The following is a 22,809-nucleotide window of genomic DNA, read 5'->3' on the forward strand; positions in this document are numbered from 1 at the left end:
GTCAGTAACCTTGGGTGCGGTTGATCTGGCCCACCATTGGCTCGCCCCGTTCAAACCGCCGAATATTCTCCAGCAACACCCCAAACGCGCTCTCCGGCTGGGTCATCGCCGCAATATGCGGGGTCAGCAGAATCTGCGGATGCCCCCAAAACGGATGATCCGCTGGCGCCGGTTCTTCCTGCAGCACATCCAGCACCGCGCCGCTGAGCTGCCCGCTGTCCAGCGCGGCCAGCAGATCAGCTTCCACCAGATGCCCACCCCGACCCATGTTGATCAACGCCGCACCGTGGGGCAGTTGCCGAAACAGCTCACGATCAAGAATGCCCTGCGTCTGCTCGGTCAGCGGCAACACGCACAACAGGATGTCGCACTGGCTAAGAAACGCCGGCAGTTGCTCATTACCGGCATAGCAATCCACGCCATCAATCCGATGCGCACTGCGCGCCCAGCCCTTCAACGCAAACCCCATCGGCTGCAACGTCGCCAGAATCTGCTGCGCCTGGGTGCCCAGCCCCATCACACCGACCCGACGCTTGCTTGCCGGTTGCAGCAAGTGCGCCTGCCAGCACCGCGCCAACTGCTGCTGACGATAACGCAGCATGTCCCGGTGCAAACTCAGCACGGCAAAACTGGCGTACTCGCACATGCCTCGGGTGATGCCCGGGTCCAGCAGACGCACCACCGGCAGGCTCTGCGGAATGCGACTGAGGTCCAGTTGATCGACCCCGGCGGACAGCGCGAACAGTACCTTCAGATTTGGCAGCAAAGCTTCGAGATCATCCGGCGCCTGCCACGCGGCCAGGTATTCAATCTGCGAAGGATCGCCAATGTCCGGCCAGGCACGCCATTCGATATCCGGGGCGTGTTCGGCGAACAGCGCTTTCCACTGTTCGCCGCGTACAGGGTCAGCTTTATAAACCAGGGCCATGGGCATTTCCTGAAAGGGTGAAGGTGCTCTCATCATCGCGCACTGCCGGCGCAGGATCTGTCGAAAGCGCCGGGTTAAACGGCTTGCGTCACGCTGGATCAGTATGGCTGCGGCAGATTCGGCGGGCTGAAGGAATCTGCCGTTTGGCAGGGTGAAAACAGTCGATCCGAATTTCTCAGGGGCCAAGTTCGGCGTAGTTCGTTTCGCGCAAGCCTTAACCTGAACACCATCGCAACCACCTCCCGGTTGCCGGACTCACGATGGGAAATGCCATGAATAGCAAAGTCGACGACACCCCACATTTGCTCCGTCAGCGCGATCAATTCGTGCCGCGTGGCCTGGTTACCGCTCACCCGCTGGTGATCGATCGCGCCCAAGGCGCCGAGTTGTGGGACGTGGACGGCAAGCGCTACCTGGATTTTGTCGGCGGCATTGGTGTGCTGAACATCGGTCACAACCACCCGAAAGTGGTCGAGGCGGTGCAGGCGCAACTGCAGAAGGTTTCTCACGCCTGCTTCCAGGTGGTCGCCTATAAACCCTACCTCGATCTGGCCCAGCGCCTGTGCGAAATGATCGGCGGCAAAGAAGCCTATAAAGCAGCGTTCTTCACCTCCGGCGCCGAGGCCGTGGAGAACGCGGTGAAGATCGCTCGCGCTCACACCAATCGTTCGGCGGTGATTGCCTTTCGCGGCGGTTTCCATGGTCGGACGTTACTCGGTACCACGCTGACCGGCATGAGCCAGCCGTACAAACAGAACTTCGGGCCATTCGCGCCAGAGGTGTTTCACACGCCTTATCCGAATGCCTATCGCGGTGTCACCAGCGAGATGGCGCTCAAGGCGCTGGACGAATTGCTCGCGACCCAGGTTGCGCCGGAGCGAGTCGCGGCGATCATCATCGAACCGGTGCAGGGTGACGGCGGTTTCCTGTCGGCACCTGTCGAGTTCCTCAAGGGGCTGCGTGCGTTGACTGAAAAACACGGCATCGTGCTGATTCTCGATGAAATCCAGACCGGTTTCGGTCGTACCGGCAAGTGGTTCGGTTTCCAGCACGCCGGCATCCAGCCGGACCTGGTGACCGTCGCCAAAAGCCTGGCCGGTGGTTTGCCGTTGTCCGGAGTGGTTGGTAAAGCCGACATCATGGATGCGCCGTTGCCCGGTGGTTTGGGCGGTACCTATGGCGGTAACGCGTTGTCTTGTGCAGCGGCGTTGGCGGTGATCGATGCCTTTGAAGAAGAAAAACTGCTGGCACGCGGCGAAGCGTTGGGCGAGCGGCTGCGCCAGGGACTGCTGCGCTTGCAGAGCCGTCACCCACAAATCGGCGACGTGCGCGGCGCCGGGTTCATGCTGGCCATCGAGCTGATCAAGAACGACGAGGCCCGTACCCCGGACGCCGACTTGAACCAGCGCCTGATCGATGAAGCCCGCAAGGGTGGTTTGCTGGTGATCAAGTGTGGCGTGTACCGCAACGTCCTGCGCTTCCTCGCGCCACTGGTGGCCACCGAAGCACAGGTCGACGAAGCCCTGCAAATTCTGGATGTCGCTTTGGCACGCGTCTTGAACTGAGCTCCTGCAGGCTCGGGGCGCTGCTGCAAGGCATCGCCCGTGAGCCTTTATGGAGCATGGAGGGATGGAATGCATCATTGGAGGCTTTGCACACCATGGGGCTGACTGATTATCGAGCGCTGCTCATCGATTGCGATGAAGTCCTGGTCGATCGCGACTCGGGCGTCTGGGCGGCGTTGCAACCGCTGCTCGACAGCCGGGGCGGGCACCCGGACAAGGAACAGGTGCTGGCCGAATACGGCGAGGTGGTGCGCGCACTGTATCCGCGCTTCGGTGAGCTAGGCTTCAGTGGACTGCTGTGTTTCGCCCATCGCCAGTTGGCCGAGCGCTGGGGCCTGAAAGCCAGTTGGGAGGAGGGCATGAGCTTCGCCCGTTCGGTGGCCGGCTGGTCGCTGTTCGAGGACGCGCCGGGGGCGATGTTGTACCTGCGCAAGTTCTATCGCTTGCTGGTACAGGGCGACCGGGATGCCGAGGATCGTGGGCTGCTTTGCGAACGATTGGGGATCATGGCCGACGATTTTATTTCACTGGCCAGCGACCCTTTGCAGGACCCGGACTGGCTCCAGGCCAATACGCTTAAGCCAAGCGAAATCCTGCAAGTGACTCGGCCTTCAGCCAGTCGGCAGGCGAGCAGCGATGTGTGCCTGATCTGTCGCAGCCGGGTCAAACACCCGACGCCATGTGCTGCGGATTACTGCATCAACAGCATGGCGGATCTGGTGGCTCAGCATCAGCTGTCTTTACGGCGCTGATTTTGCTAGAAGATTGTCTTACAAACGGCAGTCAAGAGGTACGCAATGGAAGGTTTAGTCAAACTGGACCGGATCGACATCAGCATTTTGGTCGAGCTGCAAAAGGACGGGCGCATGACCAACGTCAGCCTCGCCGATGCGGTGGGATTGTCGGCCAGCCCCTGCCTGCAACGGGTCAAGCGGCTGGAATCGGCTGGTTATATTTCCAGCTACAAGGCGCACCTGAACCTGGCGAAGATCACCGATTCGGTGACGGTCTTCACCGAGATCACCCTGAGCGATCACAAGCGCGAAGACTTCGCCAAATTCGAGTCCAACATTCGCCTGGTCGATGAAGTGCTCGAATGCCATTTGATCAGCGGTGGCTACGATTACCTGGTGCGCTTCATGACCCGCAGCATCCAGCATTATCAGGAAGTGATTGAAAGCCTGTTGGACAAGAACATCGGCATCTCCAAGTACTTCAGCTACATCGTCATCAAATCCCCCGTGCTCAAGGACGGCGTGCCGTTGCGTAAATTGCTGCGGCACTGACAGCCCCATTCCCAATCCCAACACAAATCCCTGTGGGAGCGGGCTTGCTCGCGAAGAGGCCGTGTCAGTCGATAGAGATGTCGACTGACACACCGCTTTCGCGAGCAAGCCCGCTCCCACATTTGTTTTGCAGCGCTGCATGCACTGCGTTTGGACATTGCCTCGCTTGAACTCCTCAACCCGCCTCATCCTGGCGCAAGCCGCATAAACATCTGTTTCAACCCGAAAAAACAGTCACCGATGACTCCTCACGTACCGATTTCAGAACAAAGCGCAAAAGTCTCTGCGCTGTAATGCGTGCAGAGAGAGGGAGCGGTTTGTGAAGTTGCTGATTTCGGGAGGATGAAGCGACTGCAACGAACCGCTGAATAACACCAATCGGAGCCAAAAAAATGCGAATGAGCAACGCAAAAGCACTATTGGGTTACGGCGTCTTCATGCTGGCCAGCAGCAGCGAGGCGCACCAGATCTGGTACGAGCAGCCACCGGGGCAACCCTTGGCGTTGTACTACGGCGAATATGACAAGAACATGCTGGAAGTCACACCGGGCGGGATGGACCGGTTCCAGCAACTCAAGGGCTGGTCGATTGGCAACAATTCGAAACCATTGAATCTGACCTTACAGCGTCAAGCGTTTGCGGTGGCGCATCAGGCGTCGGGCGATGACTCGCTGTTGGCCCAGGACCCGCATTATCCGATCTTTGACCTGCATGAAGCCGACAAAACCCTGAAAACCCACTGGACGCCGGCGACCCGATGGGTCGGCGATTTGCGTGTGCGAACCCCGGAACTGACTCTGGACATCGTGCCCACCGGCCGCGTCGACGGCAACAAGGCCCAATTCCAAGTGTACTATTCGCAAAAACCGCTGGCGGATCAGGACGTTATGCTGGAAACCGGCTCCGGCGAAGTCTTCACCCAGCGGACCGATGCGGCGGGCAAGGTCACCTTCGAGTTGCCCTGGCAGGGCACGTATGTGGTGGCGGTCGAATACAAGGACCGCACCCCCGGTGAACGCGTGAGTCCCCAAGGCAAGACCGAGCAGTACGACTTGAAGAGCTTCAGCTCGACGCTGTCGTTCTATCGCACGCAAGGCAAACAATCGTTGCCACGGGCCCCGTCGCAACTGCCAGCCTCCGAAGTCGCCCGGTTGAAGAAACAGGCCTGATCCATCGCCCCCTACAGGAGTTACCGATATGTCCCAATCATCAGGATTGGCCGGGCAGGCGGGAAGTGTTTCCGCTGCGCTGGCTGCCCCGCTGGTAAAAGCCAACACCCGGATGTTGGCCATCGATGCCTTGCGCGGTTTCGTCATGCTGTTGATGTTGATCGACCACGTGCGCGAAACCTTTCTGCTGCATCGCCAGGTCACCGATCCAATCGACGCCTTGAGCGTAACGCCCGACTTGTACTTCACCCGGATGCTCAGCGAAATCTGCGCGCCAGTCTTCATCTTCCTCACTGGCCTGTCGGCCTGGCTCTACAGCCAGAAACACACCGCCAGTGAAACCTCAGTGTTCCTGCTCAAGCGCGGGTTCTTCCTGGTGTTTCTGGAAATCACCTTCGTCTGCTTCGCATGGAACGCCGAGTTCCCGCCCAAGACCTTGTGGTTGCAGGTGATCTGGTGCATCGGCATCTGCATGATCGTCCTCGCCGGGTTGCTGCACTTCAAGCGCAGTTGGCTGATTGTGCTGGGGCTGGTCATCGTCGCCGGGCATAACCTGTTCGATAACGTCGTCGTCGGGTCAGAGTCGTCATTCTATGTGCCGTGGTCGATCCTGCATCAGAAGGTGTTTATCGACATCACCGAGTTCACCCGGGCGCGCACCACGTATCCCGTGTTGCCGTGGATCGGGGTGATTCTGCTGGGTTGGGCCATCGGGCCGTGGTTCGGCAAGGACATGGAGCCGGCCGAGCGCATTTCCCGGCTGGTCAAACTTGGCGTCGGCTTGCTGGTGGCGTTCGTGTTCATCCGGTACCTGAACGTCTACGGCGAGAAACCTTGGGTGCAGACCGGTGATTCGTTGCGCACCTTCATGAGTTTCATGAGCGCCAAGAAGTACCCGCCGTCGCTGATGTTCCTGATGCCTACCCTCGGTTTGGGGCTGCTCCTGCTGGCGTTGTTCGAGAAGCTGCAGGATCGCTGGTCCACCGCGACGCTGGCGATCTACGGCGGGGCGCCGATGTTTTTCTATCTGCTGCACCTGTATGTGCTCAAGGCCATGTACCTGGCGGCGGTCGCAATCTGGGGCGCCAATCAGGGCGCGTATTACGGCTTCGATAACCTGCCCACGGTGTGGCTGTGGAGCGTGATTCTTGGGGTGTTGTTGTTCTTCCCGACACGCTGGTTCGCTGCCCTCAAGCAGCGGCGTCGCGACATCGCGATTCTCAAATACCTCTGATGTGCCGAACGGTGTCCCCCGTTCGGCGGGACACCTTGCAGACCTCGAATTCTGTGGAGTTGCACTGTGAAAACCCTATCGACGCATACCCTGCTATTGGCATTGGGCGGGCAGTCGCTGCTCGCCTTCGCTTCAGAGCAAGACAACGCAAAAGGCTTTGTCGAGGACAGTCAGTGGAGCCTGCTCAACCGCAGCGTCTACGACCGCCGCGACTATGAGCACGGTTCGCTGAGCAATGGCGCACGCAATGCCTACAAACCTCGCGCCCAACGCAGCGACCTCGCCGAGGAATGGGCCTACGGCTTGATGGCCGATTTTACCTCCGGCTACACCCGCGGCACCTTAGGATTTGGCCTCGATGCTCACGCCTATTCCGGTTGGGAGCTGGACAGCGGAGGCGGGCGGGCCGGCAAGGCTGCGGCTGCTCGGCGTCGACAATGACGGCCACCCCAAGGATGAATTCAGTCGCGGTGGCGCCGTGGCCAAACTGCGGTTTTTCTCCACCGAACTGCGCTACGGCGAACAGCGAGTGAAAACCCCGGTGTTCGGCTCATCCGATAGCCGCCTGCTGCCCGAAACCGCCACTGGCTGGTTGCTGACCAGCCGCGAACTTCCGGCCACCACGCTGTACGGCGGCCACTTCAACGAAAGCACCGACCGCAACGCCAGCAGCCATGACCAAGGCTTTGTGGTCAATTACTCCAATGGAAAACAGGGCGACAGCTTTGATCTGGTGGGCGTGCGCAACACGGCACTCAAAGGGCTCAACGCCAGCCTGTTCAGTGCGGTCTACGCCGACACTTGGCGCCAGCACTACCTCGGCGCGGTTTATACCCAGCCGTTGGCCGATGGCCAGGACCTGACTTTCGACCTTAACCTCTATCGCACCCAAGACACCGGTAAAGCCTTGTCCGGCCGGATCGACAACACCACCTGGAGTTTTCTCACAACCTACAAGGCCGGCTCCCACAGCTTCGGCCTGGGTTATCAGAAAGTCGACGGCGACACGCCCTACGACTACGTCACCCGCGGCGCAATCTACCTGAGCAACGCCGTGGCGCTGTCCGACTTCAACGCCCCGCAAGAAGCGTCCTGGCAAGCTCGCTACGACCTGAACATGACCGGCTACGGCATTCCCGGCCTGACCTTCGGCGCACTCTATGTCCGCGGCAGCGGCATCGACGGCAGCCACATGGACCCGAATGGCGGCTACAAATGGCTGGGTTACGGGCAGGGCGGCAAACATTGGGAACGCGACATCCAGGCCAAATACGTGGTGCAATCCGGCGCGGCGAAGAATCTCGCGTTTACCTTGCGCCACGCGGTACATCGCGGGAATGCGGCGCAAGCGGAACTGGATGCGAACCAGATCAGGCTGGCGATTGAGTATCCGCTGGGTGGGGAATTCTGATTCGCGAACATGACGTAGCGTGAAACCGGGTGCGATCAAGCGGGCAGAAATTTTTTGAAATCAAGGGGTTGCCAGCCTCGGGAAATCAGTACATAATTCACGCCATCGAAAGCACAGACGGCTGAAAAAGCCTAATGTTTTCAAAGAGTTAGAGAATGATTTAATCAACTCTCGAAGCTCAGCGTTTGTACGCATTTGGTGTCGTGCTACTGACATCAGATGTTTGAGGCCGAGTAGCAAAATGGTTATGCAGTGGATTGCAAATCCACCTACGCCGGTTCGATTCCGACCTCGGCCTCCACTTTAAACGAGCTCCGTAGATCTTTGATCTACGGAGCTTTTTTATTTTCGCAGTCCTGCAAGATTTTGTCTTGAAAAGGGCATTTGCGAACTTGCTTCACCGGGGCGGGGTGTATATATTTCCCCTCTGTTGCACAAGCGTCAGAACTGCCAGGTTTTTTGGGCAGCCGTAAGACCGCTTGATCGCGCTACCGCCCGAATGGCGAAATTGGTAGACGCATGGGACTTAAAATCCCCCGCTCGTAAGGGCGTGCCGGTTCGATTCCGGCTTCGGGCACCATCTTAAATCAAGGGTTTGCGGGCGAAAGCTGATGCAAACCCTTGTTTGTTTCTGGGTCGCAAAAATAGACATGGGTCGCAACTCACTTGGTTGGCGACACTTTTTTGCTCTTGCCCGCCACATCAGAAAGAACACTCCAGTGGTTGTTACTCGGACGGCTCGTGCTCCATGTCCGTTCACTTGACTCAAGTAACGGCCAACGTCGTTTGAGGATGTTAAAGCTGTTCCGGACAGGCGGGCTGAGCGTGCAGCGCTTTTTCGTTTCTGGTAGTCAGCAAAAAGCCTGGACGTTGCCAGGCTTCATTGGAAAATCACTCAGCGCGAATAAAGCTTCCTCACTTGCTCCGTGCGTTCGAGAGAGGATTTACTCTTTCGCCTTTGAACCCAACTCCAGAAGGCGTGTATGGGGTGAAGAAAGGCTGCAAGTACGCAAACCAGCATGATGATGAAGAGTGAAATCAGCGGGAAGCTTTCGTGCGAGAACATGGTGGGTTACTCCTGTATTCACTATGTCGGAATACTTGAGGGTAGTCAGCTAAGCCCATGTTTGCATGAACATTCTTTAAAGGTTTGTTCATTTTTAATGACTTGAAATATGCATCTTTAGCTGTTATTCGCGTAATTTTGCCACTCAGTCATGAGTCAATCGCCAGAGCTGATCCGGCTCGTGCTTGATTGGATCAGCATTACGTTATGGTCGATTCCTGCCTGTTACGTCTGACAGAAATCGACCAGAACGAGATTTACCTGACCGGGCAACCAAACCTGTGTTGGCGTAGGCCGCCATCACTCGCTCGAGCCCAACCAAATAGCTGGTTTTAGCGCTTGATCAGGGAAATCTTCGTGCCTTCGATGCTGACCCCGGCCATTAACCCTTGCTGGTCGAAGATGAACGCGTACGCGTCGTCTTTCAGCGTCGAGCTGGACAGGTTTTTCGAAATCCCTTCATCAACCACAACAACAGTTGGCCCTACACCGATTTCCCAACCTTTGGTCTCACTTACATATTTCACAGCTTTGTCGGTCATCAGAAAAACCACATAGCCGTACGACTGAGCGCCTGCCTGCAGCCCCCATGATCCGGTGACGGAGTTGTAATAACCCGCTACTTTCGAGCCTTTCAATAGTTCACCTTCGCCATAGCTGCCGCCGAACACAAGGCCCGCCTTGATGATGTTGGGGAAGACAAGCACCGCTTTGGCTTTGTGCGAGATGGTTTCGGCAAAAGGAGTGGCTTTGTAGAGGTTTTGCAACGCTTGCCGAGAGCTGGCATTCAGATCTTCGGCGGTGGCTGCACTTGCATTGTTCAGGAGGCTCGCCGATGCCAATGAGGCAGTCGCGAGGAAGAGCGATAGGAAGAACCGCATTGATTGAGTCATTTCCGTACTCCGATAAGGGAGCATTGGATGAGAGCAGTAGACAGCGCCTGCGTCAGGCAGGAACCGAATCTACTGAAAGTTACCCGGCGCACCCTAAAGTGTGTGAATCGCAAGCTTCGCTCCTGAAGGAAGCAGGCCAAAGGCTGCTGATCAGTCGCGATGCCGTCAATTGTATTGACCACTGTGTAAGGGCCGGGTTCGTCGTCAGAAGTTGCTTTTGGCCAATAGCAGTGATTCCGGTGTTCAACTACGCATTGGTTTTTGTTGATTTTGTAATGCCTGGAAGGGAGTAGGTCGGAATTTTGCATTGCGATTACGCTGTGGAGAGCTCAGCGTTGGAATAGGCTGTTTGGTCGGCGGAACGCCGGAGGCACCATGCCCTGCTTGGCGTCGTAAGAAAGTGCCGGTTCAGTTCCGTCTTCGGGCACCCCTATATATCGAAGGCCTGCATGAAGTTTATCATGCAGGCCTTTGTCGTTTTCGTTTCGCTATTTTTGACAGCATGGAGCTTCAGTTTTGATTTCAGTGATGAAAAAAGCAGTATTTGTATTCGGCGCATTGTTGGGGCTGAGCTACATCCCGATCTCCGTGGCCGAGGTATTTACCGATCGAGAAATCGCCGTCAAGGTCATCGCGGGGCAGAGGGCTTGTTCCCACGTGTACCCTGCGGGCACCTATTCCTTTCAGAACTTCATGAATAACCCGGAAATGGAGCTGGCGGATGAGGTAAAAGCAGAAACACTCACTGCCGAAAAATCGCCGGACTATCAAGAAGAAATACGCTTGGCTCAGGAGGAGATGGAGAGTGACGTGACCGGTAGAGCGGCACTTTCCCTTCTTTGCTCGTACTACAAAGCGCCCAAAGGATTTAGTTTTTGGCGTGGGTAAGGTGGACTTTGTGCTGCAGGGTAAATACATCGGGCCGATCAGATCGGCCCGAGAATGAGGGTCTAGACGAATGCCTGGCCGCGAAATCCGCGCGGCAATCTTTGCCGCCCGGTCATGGCGGTCAGCCGCTGAACCCACTCCGCGCGCCAATCATTTGCAGTATGAGTAACCTTGGCTTTACGCGCCGCGCGTCGTGCAGCATTGCGCTCGTCTTTGCGCGCGTCCTTGAACGCATCGGTGTTGCGGCAGCTTCTGCATTTAACCTGGGTGAGTACGTTACTCGAAACCAGTTTGGTGCCTGTATGACCGCAGGCAAGATGCCCGCCAACTTTGAAGTGAGTGACCATTGGAACGTCTCCTTCGTGACGTGTGTTCGTTTGACCTCCCGCCGCCGGCGGCGTTCGTTAATGAAATTCAGGGCAAAAAAAGCCCGCATGCGGGCGGGCCAAGGGATTCTTCAAAGGAGTAGGGCCACAGTAGGGCGTGCGTTGTGAACGCTGTGTGAAAGGAATGTCGCAAAAAAAGCCCAGCACCAGGCCGGGTTGCGTTGTGGCAGGAGGCTATCAGGCAGGCAGGGTCTCGGTGACAAGATTGTCGCCGTTCATGCTTCCTGAATCAGGCCTGTCCTTGAGTCGGGGTGTCCGGTTTGAACTATCTGAACCGTGGCAGCGGCGGTTCGACAGGGCGCAGCGAAGACAGCGTGCTGCGAATCAGCGGTGCGTCTTTCTCGATGTCGTTCAGTCGGTCACGAATTTTCAGGGCCGTAGGGTGCCCGCCTTGATGATCGACCCAGTCGGCAATTTCCTTGCAGGCGGCCGCGAGGCGAGCCTGACGAGAGTCAAGCAGGGTGAGCAGGGTGGTGATGGACTCTTTTTCGGACATGGCAAACACCTCCTTCGAAGGAATCTGACAAGTGGCAGCAAAAAGCCCGCGGGTGCGAGCTCTCTGCTGATGGGGTCGCTGGTCCTTCAGCTGATTTCAGTATAGACCCGGTAAAAAATTATGAACTTTTTCAGCTTTGCCGAGCTGTCACTTGTGAGCGGGCATTGAGCTGGCGGCATTCACGTCTGGCATCTTCTTCAACATCGAAACCGTCACCGATGAAGCCGCGGGTGCGGGTGTCAGCGATGCGGTACCAGACGGCGGCATCGGGTGGTGCGTGGCTGACTTCTCCGGCTCGGCGGCCATGGATGATGATTTTGTTGCAACGCTTCACAACGAAAATGTCTTCCATGGCACCACCGCCGCTAATTCGTGTTCAGATCAACTATAGAAGCCCTTTGCAATCGTGCAAAAAATAGTCAGGTCAGTTCGTCGGCTGGCTGCCTGATGGATCGGCGACAGGTTGTAACTGCCAACCCTCTGGGTGCCAATACAAAGTGTAAGTCGGTGCCAGCGCCGTGAGAAAGGCCTGATCGTGGGAAACCGCGATGATCGCGCCGGGAAAACTCCGTAAGGACTGTTCGAATGCCTCTATGGATTCAAGATCGAGATGATTGGTCGGCTCGTCGAGCAATAACAATTGCGCCGGTATTTTGCGCCAGAGCGCGATGGCGATGGCCGCTTTGAGCCGTTCGCCGCCACTGAGCGAGCCGCTCGGCCGGGTGACGCGGCGTGCATCCAGTTGCAACTGAGCCAGGTGACTGCGCAATGTACCCTCGGTCAACGGTGTGTCGAGCAGGCCCAGTTGCTCGACGATGGAGCGTTGATCGTCTACTAAGGCCAGTTGCTGATCAAGAAAAGCACTGGGGAGATGGGTGATGCATTGCCCGCTGCGGGGCGGATAGTCGCCGGCCAGCATGCGCAACAAGCTGGATTTGCCGCAGCCATTTGGGCCGCTGACGGCAATGCGCACAGGGCCTGCAAGTGACAATGTCAGGCGGGACGCAGACCAGGGCGGCTGTGCATCCACCAGCGTTATTACCTGTCGAGTTGTCGGTACCACGGTGCCCGGCAGACTCACCACCACGCATTCTTCTGGCAGCACCTTGGCATTGGCTTCCCGCACCTGTGCGTCGAGCCCGTTTTTACGGGCTTTATGCGCTTGACGCACCGGCCCCATGGCGTCCCTTGCCGAGCCTTTCATCTTGGCCCGCTCAAAGCCTGAGACATTGGCGATGTCAGCTTTTTTAAGTGTTCCAGCCGCGTGTCGCTGGATCGTGTCGTGCTCGCGTTGCAATCGGCTACGTTCGCGAATGCGTTCGGTTCTGGCCTGGTCGAGGACCATTCGAGCGGCGCTCTGGTCGATCTCCCGTTGTGCCCGAAACGCCGGGTAGTTACCGCCAAAGACCTTCGCGCCGTGCGGGGTCAGCTCGACGATTCGTTGCATGCGGTTCAACAGCTGCCGATCATGGCTGATCACGATCAATCCGCCGCACCACTGTTCAAGCGTATGCATGAGCCAGCGGCGTCCGTCAGCGTCCAGATGGTTGGTGGGCTCATCCAGCACCAGCATCTGCGCGTCGCTGAGAAGAGCGCCGATCAAGGCGACACGTGCTTGCTGTCCTCCGCTCAGGGTTTGTGCCAGATGTTCGGGACCGATTTCGTCCAGGCCCGCCTCATCCAATAGCAGGCGCAAGCGTTCGGGCAGGTCCCAGCGGTCTGCCAGGGTGTCGAAATCTTCGCTGGTGGCATCGCCGAGATTCAGTCGGGCAAGAGCCTGGAACGCTGGTGCGCAACCGGTGGCGCTGGCGACGGTTTGCCCTTCGATGATCGGAAACGTTTGTGGCACATACGCAATGTGGCCCTGACAAGTCAGGCTTCCGGATGAAGGGGCGAGTTGCCCGGCAATCAACCGCGCAAGGACGCTCTTGCCAATGCCATTACGGCCGACGATCGCGGTGGGAACGCGGTCGAAACTCAGGCTCAGTGAATCGAAAACAGTTTCGCCGTTGGCGAACTGAAAACCCAATTGGTTCAGGGAAACGAGTGCAGGCAGACGCGTGACGTGAGTCATCGGCACCTCCAGAAAATGTCGAAAAACCAACAAGCGCCGTTGGCAGCTTGTCGCGAGAACATTTTGGAAGGCTTAGTTGTTCACGTTTGCGGTCGTCCTGAGAGATGAGCAGGCCGCAAGCCTAGTCGAGGAATCCAACTCGATCAAGGTCCCGCGTAGGAGCTGCCGAAGGCTGCGATCTTTTGACCCTGTTTTTAAAAGTCAAAGTCAAAAGATCGCAGCCTTCGGCAGCTCCTACGGGAAATGTGGCGTCTAAGGCGCGGCGCTGAGCATTTTCTCCAGGTACATCGCCAGTCCGACTTCTTCGGCCCGGAGCCCTTTTCGTACCCGCGGCCGAGGCAATTGGGCCAATGCGCCGAGCAGAAATCCATCCACCACCGCCGGGTGGATGTAGCATTTGCGGCACACCGCCGGAGTGTTGCCCAGCTGCTTGGCGACATTTTTGACCATCTCAACCACATGCCGCTTGGCGTCGGATTCCGGCTCCCATTGCAGTTCTCGCAATAGCGCCAACGCCAGAGCGCTGCCGGCCCAGGTGCGGTAGTCCTTGGCAGTGAAGTCGGCACCGGTGAGGGTTTGCAGGTAGGCGTTGACGTCGGAGGAGCTCACGGTGTGGCGCTCGCCGTTTTCGTCCAGGTACTGAAACAGGTTTTGCCCGGGGATTTCCAGGCAGTGCTTGACGATCCGCGCCAGGCGTCGGTCTTTCACGGTGATCTGATGTTCGACGCCGCTTTTGCCACGGAACTGGAACTTGATTGCACTGCCATTGACCTCGACATGCCGACTGCGCAGGGTGGTCAGGCCATAGGAGCGGTTGTCCCTGGCATATTGGGTGTTGCCGACGCGGATCAGCGTCGCATCGAGCAGCGTGATGACCGTGGCCATGACCTTGTCGCGGCTGAAGCCAGGCGCTGCCAGCAGGGCTTCCAGCTGTTTGCGCAGTTTCGGCAGGGCCAGGCCGAAATCCCTTAGGCGCGAGTACTTGTCGGCATCACGCACCTCGCGCCAGCGCACGTGATAACGGTATTGCTTGCGACCCCGGGCATCGCGGCCGGTGGCTTGCAGATGGCCGCGCGGGTCGGCGCTGATCCACACGTCGGTGTAGGCCGGCGGCACTGCCAGGGCGTTGATGCGTTTGATTTCGACAGGGTCGCTGATGCGTTGACCCGCCGGATCGAAGTAACAGAATTTGCCGCGCAGTTTTTTGCGGGTGATGCCGGGCTGAGTGTCATCGACGTAATGCAGGTCGGGCGGCAGCACATCGGTCAGCGCGGTATCGGGCATGGCGGTGGTCCTGGGCAGCAATTCGAGGGCTTGTACAGCCATTGACCGCGCGCTGTCGCCGTGGTGCCAACGAATTCAGGCCAGTACGGCCACCGCTTTGATCTGGGCCCAAAGTTGTTGGCCGGGATGGATGCCCAGTTGATCGCGGGAGTAGCGGGTGATTCGCGCCAACAGCGGTGTGCCGCCAGCCTCAAGGCGAATCAGCACGTGGGCCGCGTTGTCGGCGCCCAGTTCACTGACCACTGTGACCGGCAAGCGATTGAGGATACTGCTGTGTTCGACGCTGTGCAGGCTCAAGCTGACATCCCGCGCCTGCACTTTGCAGCGCAAGGCTTGCCCTTCGGTCATTGGCGAATGGGCGACCCGAATGCTCAGGGCGGTGTTCGGCAGTTGCAAGGTCAGCAGTTGATAGTCGGCATCGTAGGCACTGACGTGGCCCTCGATCACTACGCCGGCGTCGTCACCCATTGCCAGCGGCAGGTCGAGGCGGGCCAGGGTTTCGCCGATCGGGCCGCTGGCCAGGGCCTTGCCTTCACTGAGCAGGACAATGTGGTCAGCCAATCGCGCGACTTCATCCTGGGAATGGCTGACGTAGAGCACCGGAATATCCAGTTCATCGTGTAGCCGTTGCAGATACGGCAGGATTTCGTTTTTGCGTTGGCTATCCAGCGCCGCCAGCGGCTCATCCATCAGCAACAGTTTCGGGCTGGTGAGCAGGGCGCGAGCGATGCCGATGCGCTGGCGTTCGCCACCGGACAGGTGCTGCGGATGACGGTCCAGCAGATGGCTGATGCCCAGCAGTTCGGTGGCGTGCGCCATATCGACCCGGCGTTGCTGTTTGGGGATGCGTTTGAGGCCGAATTCCAGGTTGGCCAGCACCGACAGGTGCGGGAACAGGCTCGCCTCCTGGAAGACGTAACCGATTGCACGTTTGTGCGGCGGGACGAAAATCTTCTTGCTGCTGTCTTGCCAGACTTCATCGTTGACCTGGATGAAACCTTCTTCGGCTTGCTCCAGGCCAGCGATGCAGCGCAAGCAGGTGGTTTTGCCCGAGCCGGAGTGGCCAAACAGTGCCGTGACGCCACGGCCAGGCAGTTGTAGATCCACATCCAGGGCGAACCCCGAATAGTGCAGTTTCAGGCGCGTTTGAATCATCGATCAGCTCCAGCCAGCTTTGGTTTTACGGCTGGAGTAGAGCGCCAGCAATACCAGGAAGGAGAACACCAGCATCGCCCCGGCCAGCCAATGGGCCTGTGCGTATTCCATGGCCTCGACATGATCGTAGATCTGCACCGACACCACACGAGTCTTGTCCGGAATATTGCCGCCGATCATCAGCACCACGCCGAACTCGCCGACCGTATGGGCGAAGCCGAGAATGGCGGCGGTGATGAAACCGGGGCGGGCCAGCGGCAGGATCACGCTGAAAAACGTGTCCCAAGGATTGGCGCGCAAGGTTGCGGCCACTTCCAGTGGGCGAGTACCGATGGCGGAAAAAGCGTTTTGCAGCGGTTGCACCACAAACGGCATCGAATACAACACCGAGCCGATCACCAACCCTGCAAAACTGAATGTGAGGGTGCCCAGCCCCAGTGACTGGGTGAACTGACCGACGAAGCCGTGAGGCCCGAGCGCCAGTAACAGATAAAAGCCAATCACCGTGGGCGGTAGGACCAGGGGCAGGGCGACGATCGCCCCGACCGGGCCGCGTAACCAGGAACGGGTGCGCGACAGCCATAACGCAATTGGAGTGCCGATAACCAAGAGGATGACGGTCGTCAGGGACGCCAGTTTCAGGGTCAGCCAGATGGCGGAAAAATCGGCACTCGATAGCGTCATTTAGAGTTGGTAACCGTAGGACTTGATGACAGCAGCGGCTTTCGGACCCTTGAGGTATTCAACCAGTGCCTTGGCGGCCGGGTTGTCTTTGCCTTTGTTGAGGATCACCGCGTCTTGTTTGATCGGGTCGTGCATGCTCGCCGGAACGATCCAGGCCGAACCGCTGGTGACTTTGCCGTCTTTGTAGATCTGCGACAAGGCCACGAAGCCCAGTTCGGCATTACCGGTGGAGACAAACTGGTAAGCCTGAGTGATGTTCTGACCTTCGACGATCTTGTCCTTGACCTTGTCGGTCAGGCCTTCTTTGGCGAGCACCTGAGTCGCAGCCAGGCCATAAGGCGCGGCTTTCGGGTTAGCGATGGACAGGTGCTGATATTCGTTTTTCTTCAGCACGTCGCCCTTGGCATCGACGTAACCTTCCTTGGCCGACCACAGCACCAGGGTGCCGATGGCGTAGGTGAAGCGCGAACCTTTGACGGTGTCGCCTTCGGTTTCGAGTTTTTGCGGGGTGGTGTCGTCTGCCGAGAGGAACACTTCGAACGGCGCGCCATTTTTGATCTGGGTGTAGAACTGACCGGTCGCGCCATAGGCCGCTACCAGTTTGTGCCCGGTGTCTTTTTCGAAATCGGCGGCGATCGCCTGGATCGGCGCGGTGAAGTTGGCAGCAACCGCCACCTGGACTTCATCCGCCTGGGCCGAGCCCAAAGCGAATACAGCGAGCAGGCTCGCCAGGCAAGTAGGGGCGAAACGTGAGGCACGAATGGTCATGAAACGGCTCCGTGGTAGGCAAGTGCAGTGGGCAGTTTTTATAGGGGGTGAACTGCGCCGATGCGAGGGGTGAAACGCTATATATCGGAATATATAGCGAAATGCCTGTAAACGGAACTTTGCCGGCGTGGCTGAATGTTGACGCTGCACCTGTGGCGAGGGAGCTTGCTCCCGCCGGAGCGCGAAGGGCCCCCGCTTGTTCCCGGAAAAGAAGGGGACTGCTGTGCAGTCTGACGGGAGCAAGCTCCCTCGCCACAATTTTTGTATTCGCGTTGGGAGATTTAGCGGCCAGTTAGTTTCGCCAGCGCTTCTTCAGCCAAATGCTTTGTTAGCTCAGCCGTCGTCAGTTCAACGCCCAGAGTGAACGCCTGCCCAGCCCACAGATTGGCGAATTGCGCCGGTTCCTTGGCCCGCAACGGCATCAGTGCACCACCGGCCAGCGGAAAGGCTGGTGCCTTATCGCTCATCGGCCCCAGTTCACGCATCACCCGATTCAGAATCCCCCGCGCCGGGCGCCCGGTGAACAGGTTAGTGATTGCCGTCTCGCTGTCCTTGGCCGTGCGCAACGCCTTGTGGTGGGCCGCGCTGATCTTGGCTTCCGGGGTGAACAAATACGCTGTACCCACCAGCACCGCCGAGGCGCCCAGGTGAAACGCTGCGGCAATCCCTCGAGCGTCACCAATCCCGCCCGCGGCAATCACCGGGACTTTCACCGCGTCGACGATCTGCGGCACCAGTGCAAAAGTGCCCACCTGACTGCTTAAATCTTTACTGAGAAACATCCCGCGATGACCGCCAGCCTCGTAACCCATGGCGATGATCGCGTCGCAACCGTGTTGCTCCAGCCAGATCGCTTCTTCAACATTCGTCGCCGATGACAGAATCTTTGCGCCGGTGGCTTTTACCCGATCCAGTAGCGACTTCTCTGGTAGCCCGAAGTGAAAACTCACGACCGTCGGACGAAATTCCTCGATGACTGCGCAAGCCGCGTCATCGAACGGCGCCCGATTGGATACCGGCGTCGGTGCGTCGAAATCGATGCCCAGTTCGCGATAGTACGGCTCCAGCAGATTTTTCCAGTCCCGGGCCTTTTGCTCATCGGCGGCTGGCGGTTGATGGCAGAAGAAGTTGACGTTGAACGGGTGCTGGCTGTGCTGGCGAATGGTTTTCAGCTCTTCGCGCAACTGCTCGATACTCAACATCGCGGCGGGCATTGAGCCCAGGCCACCGGCGTTGCTCGCCGCAATTACCATCGATGAATCGGTCGCGCCGGCCATGGGCGCCTGAATAATCGGCAGTTCGATCCCGAGCAGGTCAAGAATGCGGGTGTCTGGCCATTGGCTCATTTGAAAGCTTCTCCGACGTCAAAACAGGGCAGGGACGGTAGTGCCGGTTTTGTATCAGCAATGATGGCTGCCAGGCCAGTTGGTTTTTCTGAATGGTCGGCGTCGGTTTTTCTGAAAGGCCTGAGTCGCAGCTTATGCCTTGGGCAGCCAAGGTGCAGCGAGTGCCAACGCTCCATGGCCGCCACGACGGACACAGGCCAGTACTGGCATCCACGCCAGATCAGTCAGACGAACCTGAGCACCAGGCACCACGCGCACTTCTCCGGAGGAACCACCCGCCGGGCCTGCATCGGGAATATAGACAGAGAACCAGTCGTGCTGTTGCTCAAGCACCAGGCAGAACAGGCAAACATCGGCAGCAGTTTGTGAATCGGTCCGCGCAACAGGCGCACGGCTTTTTCCAGCAGCAAAAAGATCAGCACCAGTGGCAGGATGAACAGCAGTCCCCCGGCCACTGTGGTTTTGATAAAACGAAACATGACTGCCCCTTTCAACGGTTATTCAACGGGATTTCAACGACGATGCAGTCCGCCGCCGCCGCCGCCGCCGCCACCGCTAAACGAGCGATTCATGACCTGGGAAGAGTTGTGATAGTTGTTGAAGCGTTCGTTGCCGGCAGAGCGCGCCGCTGAATCGCGGTTGAGGTTCTGAACCTGTTGGGTATTTGCAGGATTGACCCGCGTCGCACCGCCCTTGACCATCGACTGCCAGCCGTCGTTGGTCTTTTTGTAGACGTTACCGTCATGCCCGGCGTAGACATTGTCGCCGATCTTGGCGGCGCTGCTATTGCGCCCTTGGACACCTTTGTACTGGGTGGTGTTGCCGGTGTTGGGGTTGTAGACCGCACCGCGGCTGGCAGTGACTTGAGTGCCATTGCGCACGTTGCCCGCCGTGACTTTCTGACCGGCAATGGCCCCGCCGTTGGGACCTGCCGCGACCCCGCTGCGTCCCGCCGCATAGTTGCCGGTGTAGACGTTGTGCACTGCGCCGCGCTGGCCAGCCGTGGCGACACCTGTGCGTGAGTTGTAGGAAGAACCGACCTGGCCGGCCCAGCGATTGCCGGTCCAGGCGTTGTAGCCGGCACCGTAGCGGCTGACCGAGGCGCGATCACCCCATTGGCGGTAGATGTTGCCCGTGCTGCCGGCCCAACCACCCGGACCCCAGGCCACCGCGCCGCCGTGATAACCATAGGCCGCGCCACCCCAAGGCATTGGCGCTGGATACAGGCGTGGTCCCCAAGCGTAACCCCAGCCGTAATTGCCCCACCAAGGGTAGGCGCCCCAGCCCCAGCCCATGGCCACGGTGCTGCCTCCCCAACTCCAGCCGAAACCGAAACCGAAGGTCCAGCCAGTCCAGGGCGTGTAGCGAATCGCGACGCCAAAACCGTAGGTCACTGGCGGCCCGTACCAAACGTTGCCGACCCAAGGTGTGTAAGGGTAACCGGTGCCATAGACCACCACACCGCTGGCCGGGTCCACCGTAGAGCCTTGGTACCCCGGCGTGTAACCCACCACCACGGTGTCGCCGTTGGCTTCATAGACTTTGACATAGGTGATGTAGTGCATTGGTGAGCTGGGCGGAATCGAGTAAATCACCGCCGGCACCGAAGTCGCCACCGACCATGGCCCCTGAACCGAAGTGGCGCTGAACCAGATACCGTTCTCGACTGCATACCAGCTATTGGCATCGACCATGATGATCGGCGTTGGCGTGTTCACCACATATTGCAGCGGCGTACCGCTGATAGCCTTGAGTTGCGGTTGACCATCGAACTGCGGCGCGGTCATTTTCACCTGGCTTTTCTTTATTGCCGAGGTCTGCGGGATGGTTGCCGCAATCGCTGCTTCCCGGGCCTGAGGCGTACCGGCCACCGAGGCTTTGACGTTCTCTTTGGCGCTGTCATCGGGGATGTTGGCGAAGTCGGCCGGTAATTTGTCCGCCGGGGCGAAGGTCCAGGGCCCTTTCAAGTCAGCCGCTTTGAACCAGCGTCCGGAGATCAGCACATAGCTGTCCTGATCGCCGACTTCCTTGAAGATATGCCCGGTGGTGTTGGTCACATAGAGCAGTTGGGTGCCCTGGATCGGCTGCCATTGAGGTGCGCCGTCGGTGACGATCAATTCAGTGGGCGCAGTTGCGATATGAATCTGTGGGATCGGTGGCTTGGCCAGTGTCGGAATTTTGTCCTTCGGGTCGCTCTGACCTGTTAGCAGATCCACCTGACGACTCTGGATCGCCGCTTTCTTGGCTTTTTCCAGATCGGCTGAAGGCGAGGGCAGTGGTGTGTACTGGCCGCCCAGTTCATCGGCCACCATCCAGCCATCGAACACATGCAGATAATGTTTGCCCTGGGCATCCTTGAGCAGCAACGGACGGGTGTTGACGACCCGCTGCAACGCAGTGCCGTCCACCGGCCGGTAAGCCGGCTCGCCATCGATGTACACCAGCAGCGCCGGGACGTCGGAAGTGATGATGGTCGGCGGGGTATTTTCAATGGGGTCGCTGCTGGATTTCTGCTCGGCAGCGAGTACGCCGACGGCGGCTTCGAGCTGATCCAGAGAAATGGTTTTCTTGCGGCTCGCCGCGTCTTTTTTCAGCGCGGCGACCCAGCTATCTGCCTGCGCTGCGCTGGATGGGAAGTCTGCTTTGGTGAGGGTGTATTGATCGAGAACGACCCAGCGTGTGGCCTTGTCCACCAGGGTGTGAGCGCTGAACTGCACAATGCCGTAGGTGGATTTGCCATCGGCCCCGGTGGCCTCGACCGCTGCCCGCGCCTGCAGGGTATAGCCGTCCCAACTGTCGAGTTGCGGCTGATAGATCGTCAGCTTGGTATCGCCGGCGGTCAGTACCTGCGGCCAGGTCGGGCTCGCGGGAGCCTGTGCGGCGGGAGTTGCCGAAGCGGCTGGCGGTGCGGCCTGGACGCTACCGAAAGCCATCAGGCAAAGCATCAGCAAAACGGTTAGCGAGCGAGGGTAAGGCATTGTCAGCTCCATCGACGGGGCGGTTTTTCAGGTATTTCAGGGCCGCGAAAAAAGCATAGCCGCCGGTATCGGAAATGCTCGGTGGATTTAGGGATTGGATGAAAGTCGGGTAGGGCAATGTGTTGCTTTGTGTTATTTCAAGGACACCACACCTTCAACGAATCCATTGGAGACAGCGATGTTCAAAGGCATTTTGATCGACAAAGACGACAGCGGTTACCGGGCCACGCTGCAAGAGATCAGTGAGGATCAACTGCCCGAGGGCGACGTGACGGTGCGCGTGGCGTACAGCACACTGAATTTCAAGGATGGCCTGGCGATCACTGGTAGCAGTCCGGTGGTGCGAAAATTCCCCATGGTGCCGGGGATTGATCTGGCAGGCAGCGTCGAAGTCAGTGAGCACCCGGACTACAAGGTCGGTGACCAGGTCCTGCTCAACGGCTGGGGAGTAGGCGAAGGACATTGGGGCGGACTGGCGCAGAAAGCGCGGCTCAATGGCGACTGGCTGATTCCACTGCCGAAGGCCTTCACGGCGGCTCAGGCCATGGCAATCGGCACGGCCGGTTACACGGCGATGCTCAGCATTCTGGCGCTTGAGCACAACGGTGTAACCCCAGAGCAAGGCGAAGTGCTGGTGACCGGCGCCAATGGCGGGGTCGGCAGTTTTGCCATCGCACTATTAAGCAAACTTGGCTATCGGGTGGTGGCGTCCACCGGCCGCACCTCGGAACACGACTACCTCAAACAGTTGGGCGCCAGTGAGATCATTGATCGCGCGGCCCTGTCCGAACCGGGGAAACCCTTGGCCAAGGAACGCTGGGCCGCCGTGATCGATTCGGTCGGCAGCCACACCTTGGCCAACGCCTGCGCCAGCACTAAGTCCAACGGCACCGTCGCCGCGTGTGGTCTGGCGCAAGGCATGGACTTTCCGGCCTCCGTTGCCCCGTTCATTTTGCGCGGTGTAACCCTCGCCGGGATCAACAGTGTGACCCAACCTAAAGCAAAACGAGTTCTGGCCTGGAGTCGTCTGGCCGAGGATCTGGACTTCGCCTTGCTGCCACTGATTAGTCGCGAAATTGGCTTGAGCGAAGCCATCGAAGCCGCTCCGCGCTTGCTCGCGGGTCAGTTGCGAGGAAGGGTTGTCGTCGACGTCAATCGCTGACAATGTAGGCGCCGTTGCGGCTCGTCAGGGCCGCAA

Annotated in this window: 20 protein-coding genes, 2 tRNA genes and 1 pseudogene; 10 read left to right on the forward strand and 13 right to left on the reverse strand. The window is 58.7% G+C overall.

Translation table 11 applies throughout. The features are described from left to right. Position 1: 1 nt before the first annotated feature. Positions 2-928, reverse strand: a complete 927-nt coding sequence (locus RHM58_RS24355; protein ID WP_322268399.1) for a 2-hydroxyacid dehydrogenase — start codon at positions 926-928, stop codon at positions 2-4. 272 nt (positions 929-1,200) lie between these two features. On the opposite strand from RHM58_RS24355, the gene gabT reads away from it, so the two are divergent. From gabT to RHM58_RS24395, 8 genes and pseudogenes are all read left to right on the forward strand, one after another. Beyond that, the gene (gabT, locus tag RHM58_RS24360; protein ID WP_322268400.1) at positions 1,201-2,493 is read left to right on the forward strand and encodes a 4-aminobutyrate--2-oxoglutarate transaminase; all 1,293 of its coding nucleotides are present in this window, start codon (positions 1,201-1,203) and stop codon (positions 2,491-2,493) included. Positions 2,494-2,588: 95 nt separating this feature from the next. Then, positions 2,589-3,245 (forward strand): 2-haloalkanoic acid dehalogenase, encoded by a 657-nt coding sequence (locus RHM58_RS24365; protein ID WP_322268401.1) that lies wholly within the window; start codon positions 2,589-2,591, stop codon positions 3,243-3,245. A gap of 45 nt (positions 3,246-3,290) precedes the next feature. After that, on the forward strand, positions 3,291-3,779 hold the full coding sequence (locus RHM58_RS24370; RefSeq protein WP_008055821.1) for an Lrp/AsnC family transcriptional regulator: 489 nt from the start codon (positions 3,291-3,293) through the stop codon (positions 3,777-3,779). A gap of 398 nt (positions 3,780-4,177) precedes the next feature. Continuing rightward, positions 4,178-4,948 (forward strand): DUF4198 domain-containing protein, encoded by a 771-nt coding sequence (locus RHM58_RS24375; RefSeq protein ID WP_242486246.1) that lies wholly within the window; start codon positions 4,178-4,180, stop codon positions 4,946-4,948. Between the two features lie 28 nt (positions 4,949-4,976). Further along, entirely contained in the window at positions 4,977-6,182 is a 1,206-nt protein-coding gene (locus RHM58_RS24380; RefSeq protein ID WP_322268402.1) for a DUF1624 domain-containing protein, read from the forward strand. 66 nt (positions 6,183-6,248) lie between these two features. Further along, a pseudogene (locus RHM58_RS24385) lies at positions 6,249-7,593 on the forward strand (OprD family porin). A gap of 227 nt (positions 7,594-7,820) precedes the next feature. Continuing rightward, positions 7,821-7,894, forward strand: a tRNA-Cys gene (locus RHM58_RS24390). Between the two features lie 192 nt (positions 7,895-8,086). Then, positions 8,087-8,173, forward strand: a tRNA-Leu gene (locus tag RHM58_RS24395). 818 nt (positions 8,174-8,991) lie between these two features. Here the strand turns inward: RHM58_RS24395 and RHM58_RS24400 are convergent. Next, on the reverse strand, positions 8,992-9,552 hold the full coding sequence (locus RHM58_RS24400) for a YSC84-related protein (RefSeq protein ID WP_201255392.1): 561 nt from the start codon (positions 9,550-9,552) through the stop codon (positions 8,992-8,994). 516 nt (positions 9,553-10,068) lie between these two features. Here RHM58_RS24400 and RHM58_RS24405 point away from each other — a divergent pair. After that, positions 10,069-10,440, forward strand: a complete 372-nt coding sequence (locus RHM58_RS24405; protein ID WP_322268403.1) for a hypothetical protein — start codon at positions 10,069-10,071, stop codon at positions 10,438-10,440. A gap of 62 nt (positions 10,441-10,502) precedes the next feature. Here RHM58_RS24405 and RHM58_RS24410 read toward each other — a convergent pair whose 3' ends face one another. The 11 genes from RHM58_RS24410 to RHM58_RS24460 form a co-directional block, all read right to left on the reverse strand. After that, positions 10,503-10,787, reverse strand: coding sequence for a hypothetical protein (locus tag RHM58_RS24410; RefSeq protein ID WP_201255394.1), 285 nt, complete (start codon positions 10,785-10,787; stop codon positions 10,503-10,505). Between the two features lie 304 nt (positions 10,788-11,091). After that, positions 11,092-11,322 carry a hypothetical protein gene (locus RHM58_RS24415; RefSeq protein WP_054050531.1) on the reverse strand — a complete coding sequence of 77 codons (231 nt, stop codon included), beginning with the start codon at positions 11,320-11,322 and terminating at the stop codon, positions 11,092-11,094. Positions 11,323-11,452: 130 nt separating this feature from the next. Beyond that, complete coding sequence (locus RHM58_RS24420; RefSeq protein ID WP_201255395.1) at positions 11,453-11,674, reverse strand: hypothetical protein; 222 nt, start codon at positions 11,672-11,674, stop codon at positions 11,453-11,455. Between the two features lie 72 nt (positions 11,675-11,746). After that, the gene (locus tag RHM58_RS24425; protein ID WP_322268404.1) at positions 11,747-13,396 is read right to left on the reverse strand and encodes an ABC-F family ATP-binding cassette domain-containing protein; all 1,650 of its coding nucleotides are present in this window, start codon (positions 13,394-13,396) and stop codon (positions 11,747-11,749) included. Between the two features lie 252 nt (positions 13,397-13,648). Then, positions 13,649-14,680, reverse strand: coding sequence for a DNA topoisomerase IB (locus tag RHM58_RS24430; RefSeq protein WP_322270893.1), 1,032 nt, complete (start codon positions 14,678-14,680; stop codon positions 13,649-13,651). A gap of 75 nt (positions 14,681-14,755) precedes the next feature. Continuing rightward, the gene (gene modC / locus RHM58_RS24435; protein WP_201255397.1) at positions 14,756-15,835 is read right to left on the reverse strand and encodes a molybdenum ABC transporter ATP-binding protein; all 1,080 of its coding nucleotides are present in this window, start codon (positions 15,833-15,835) and stop codon (positions 14,756-14,758) included. A gap of 3 nt (positions 15,836-15,838) precedes the next feature. Then, positions 15,839-16,519 carry a molybdate ABC transporter permease subunit gene (gene modB, locus RHM58_RS24440; protein WP_322268405.1) on the reverse strand — a complete coding sequence of 227 codons (681 nt, stop codon included), beginning with the start codon at positions 16,517-16,519 and terminating at the stop codon, positions 15,839-15,841. After that, the gene (modA, locus tag RHM58_RS24445) at positions 16,520-17,287 is read right to left on the reverse strand and encodes a molybdate ABC transporter substrate-binding protein (protein WP_242486247.1); all 768 of its coding nucleotides are present in this window, start codon (positions 17,285-17,287) and stop codon (positions 16,520-16,522) included. It lies immediately after the preceding gene. Positions 17,288-17,568: 281 nt separating this feature from the next. Continuing rightward, entirely contained in the window at positions 17,569-18,633 is a 1,065-nt protein-coding gene (locus tag RHM58_RS24450; protein WP_201203839.1) for an NAD(P)H-dependent flavin oxidoreductase, read from the reverse strand. A gap of 224 nt (positions 18,634-18,857) precedes the next feature. Continuing rightward, positions 18,858-19,112: a hypothetical protein gene (locus tag RHM58_RS24455; protein ID WP_322268406.1), complete on the reverse strand. Its 255-nt coding sequence runs from the start codon at positions 19,110-19,112 to the stop codon at positions 18,858-18,860. Between the two features lie 33 nt (positions 19,113-19,145). Further along, positions 19,146-21,611 carry an autotransporter gene (locus tag RHM58_RS24460; protein ID WP_322268407.1) on the reverse strand — a complete coding sequence of 822 codons (2,466 nt, stop codon included), beginning with the start codon at positions 21,609-21,611 and terminating at the stop codon, positions 19,146-19,148. A 178-nt stretch (positions 21,612-21,789) separates the two neighbouring features. Here RHM58_RS24460 and RHM58_RS24465 point away from each other — a divergent pair, with 178 nt between their 5' ends. Further along, the gene (locus RHM58_RS24465; protein ID WP_201255399.1) at positions 21,790-22,773 is read left to right on the forward strand and encodes an MDR family oxidoreductase; all 984 of its coding nucleotides are present in this window, start codon (positions 21,790-21,792) and stop codon (positions 22,771-22,773) included. Positions 22,774-22,809: the final 36 nt, after the last annotated feature.

The organism is Pseudomonas sp. 10S4 (genome assembly GCF_034344865.1).
Taxonomy (GTDB): Bacteria; Pseudomonadota; Gammaproteobacteria; order Pseudomonadales; family Pseudomonadaceae; genus Aquipseudomonas.

Bases quoted from the DNA above. Each gene is read 5' to 3' on its own strand.
- RHM58_RS24400 (WP_201255392.1), bottom strand. From the start codon at position 9,552: ATGACTCAATCAATGCGGTTCTTCCTATCGCTCTTCCTCGCGACTGCC.
- RHM58_RS24415 (WP_054050531.1), bottom strand. From the start codon at position 11,322: ATGTCCGAAAAAGAGTCCATCACCACCCTGCTCACCCTGCTTGACTCT.
- RHM58_RS24410 (WP_201255394.1), bottom strand. From the start codon at position 10,787: ATGGTCACTCACTTCAAAGTTGGCGGGCATCTTGCCTGCGGTCATACA.
- RHM58_RS24380 (WP_322268402.1), top strand. From the start codon at position 4,977: ATGTCCCAATCATCAGGATTGGCCGGGCAGGCGGGAAGTGTTTCCGCT.
- RHM58_RS24460 (WP_322268407.1), bottom strand. From the start codon at position 21,611: ATGCCTTACCCTCGCTCGCTAACCGTTTTGCTGATGCTTTGCCTGATG.
- RHM58_RS24370 (WP_008055821.1), top strand. From the start codon at position 3,291: ATGGAAGGTTTAGTCAAACTGGACCGGATCGACATCAGCATTTTGGTC.
- modA (WP_242486247.1), bottom strand. From the start codon at position 17,287: ATGACCATTCGTGCCTCACGTTTCGCCCCTACTTGCCTGGCGAGCCTG.
- RHM58_RS24375 (WP_242486246.1), top strand. From the start codon at position 4,178: ATGAGCAACGCAAAAGCACTATTGGGTTACGGCGTCTTCATGCTGGCC.
- RHM58_RS24420 (WP_201255395.1), bottom strand. From the start codon at position 11,674: ATGGAAGACATTTTCGTTGTGAAGCGTTGCAACAAAATCATCATCCAT.
- RHM58_RS24355 (WP_322268399.1), bottom strand. From the start codon at position 928: ATGGCCCTGGTTTATAAAGCTGACCCTGTACGCGGCGAACAGTGGAAA.
- modB (WP_322268405.1), bottom strand. From the start codon at position 16,519: ATGACGCTATCGAGTGCCGATTTTTCCGCCATCTGGCTGACCCTGAAA.
- gabT (WP_322268400.1), top strand. From the start codon at position 1,201: ATGAATAGCAAAGTCGACGACACCCCACATTTGCTCCGTCAGCGCGAT.
- RHM58_RS24450 (WP_201203839.1), bottom strand. From the start codon at position 18,633: ATGAGCCAATGGCCAGACACCCGCATTCTTGACCTGCTCGGGATCGAA.
- modC (WP_201255397.1), bottom strand. From the start codon at position 15,835: ATGATTCAAACGCGCCTGAAACTGCACTATTCGGGGTTCGCCCTGGAT.
- RHM58_RS24365 (WP_322268401.1), top strand. From the start codon at position 2,589: ATGGGGCTGACTGATTATCGAGCGCTGCTCATCGATTGCGATGAAGTC.
- RHM58_RS24425 (WP_322268404.1), bottom strand. From the start codon at position 13,396: ATGACTCACGTCACGCGTCTGCCTGCACTCGTTTCCCTGAACCAATTG.
- RHM58_RS24430 (WP_322270893.1), bottom strand. From the start codon at position 14,680: ATGCCCGATACCGCGCTGACCGATGTGCTGCCGCCCGACCTGCATTAC.
- RHM58_RS24455 (WP_322268406.1), bottom strand. From the start codon at position 19,112: ATGTTTCGTTTTATCAAAACCACAGTGGCCGGGGGACTGCTGTTCATC.
- RHM58_RS24465 (WP_201255399.1), top strand. From the start codon at position 21,790: ATGTTCAAAGGCATTTTGATCGACAAAGACGACAGCGGTTACCGGGCC.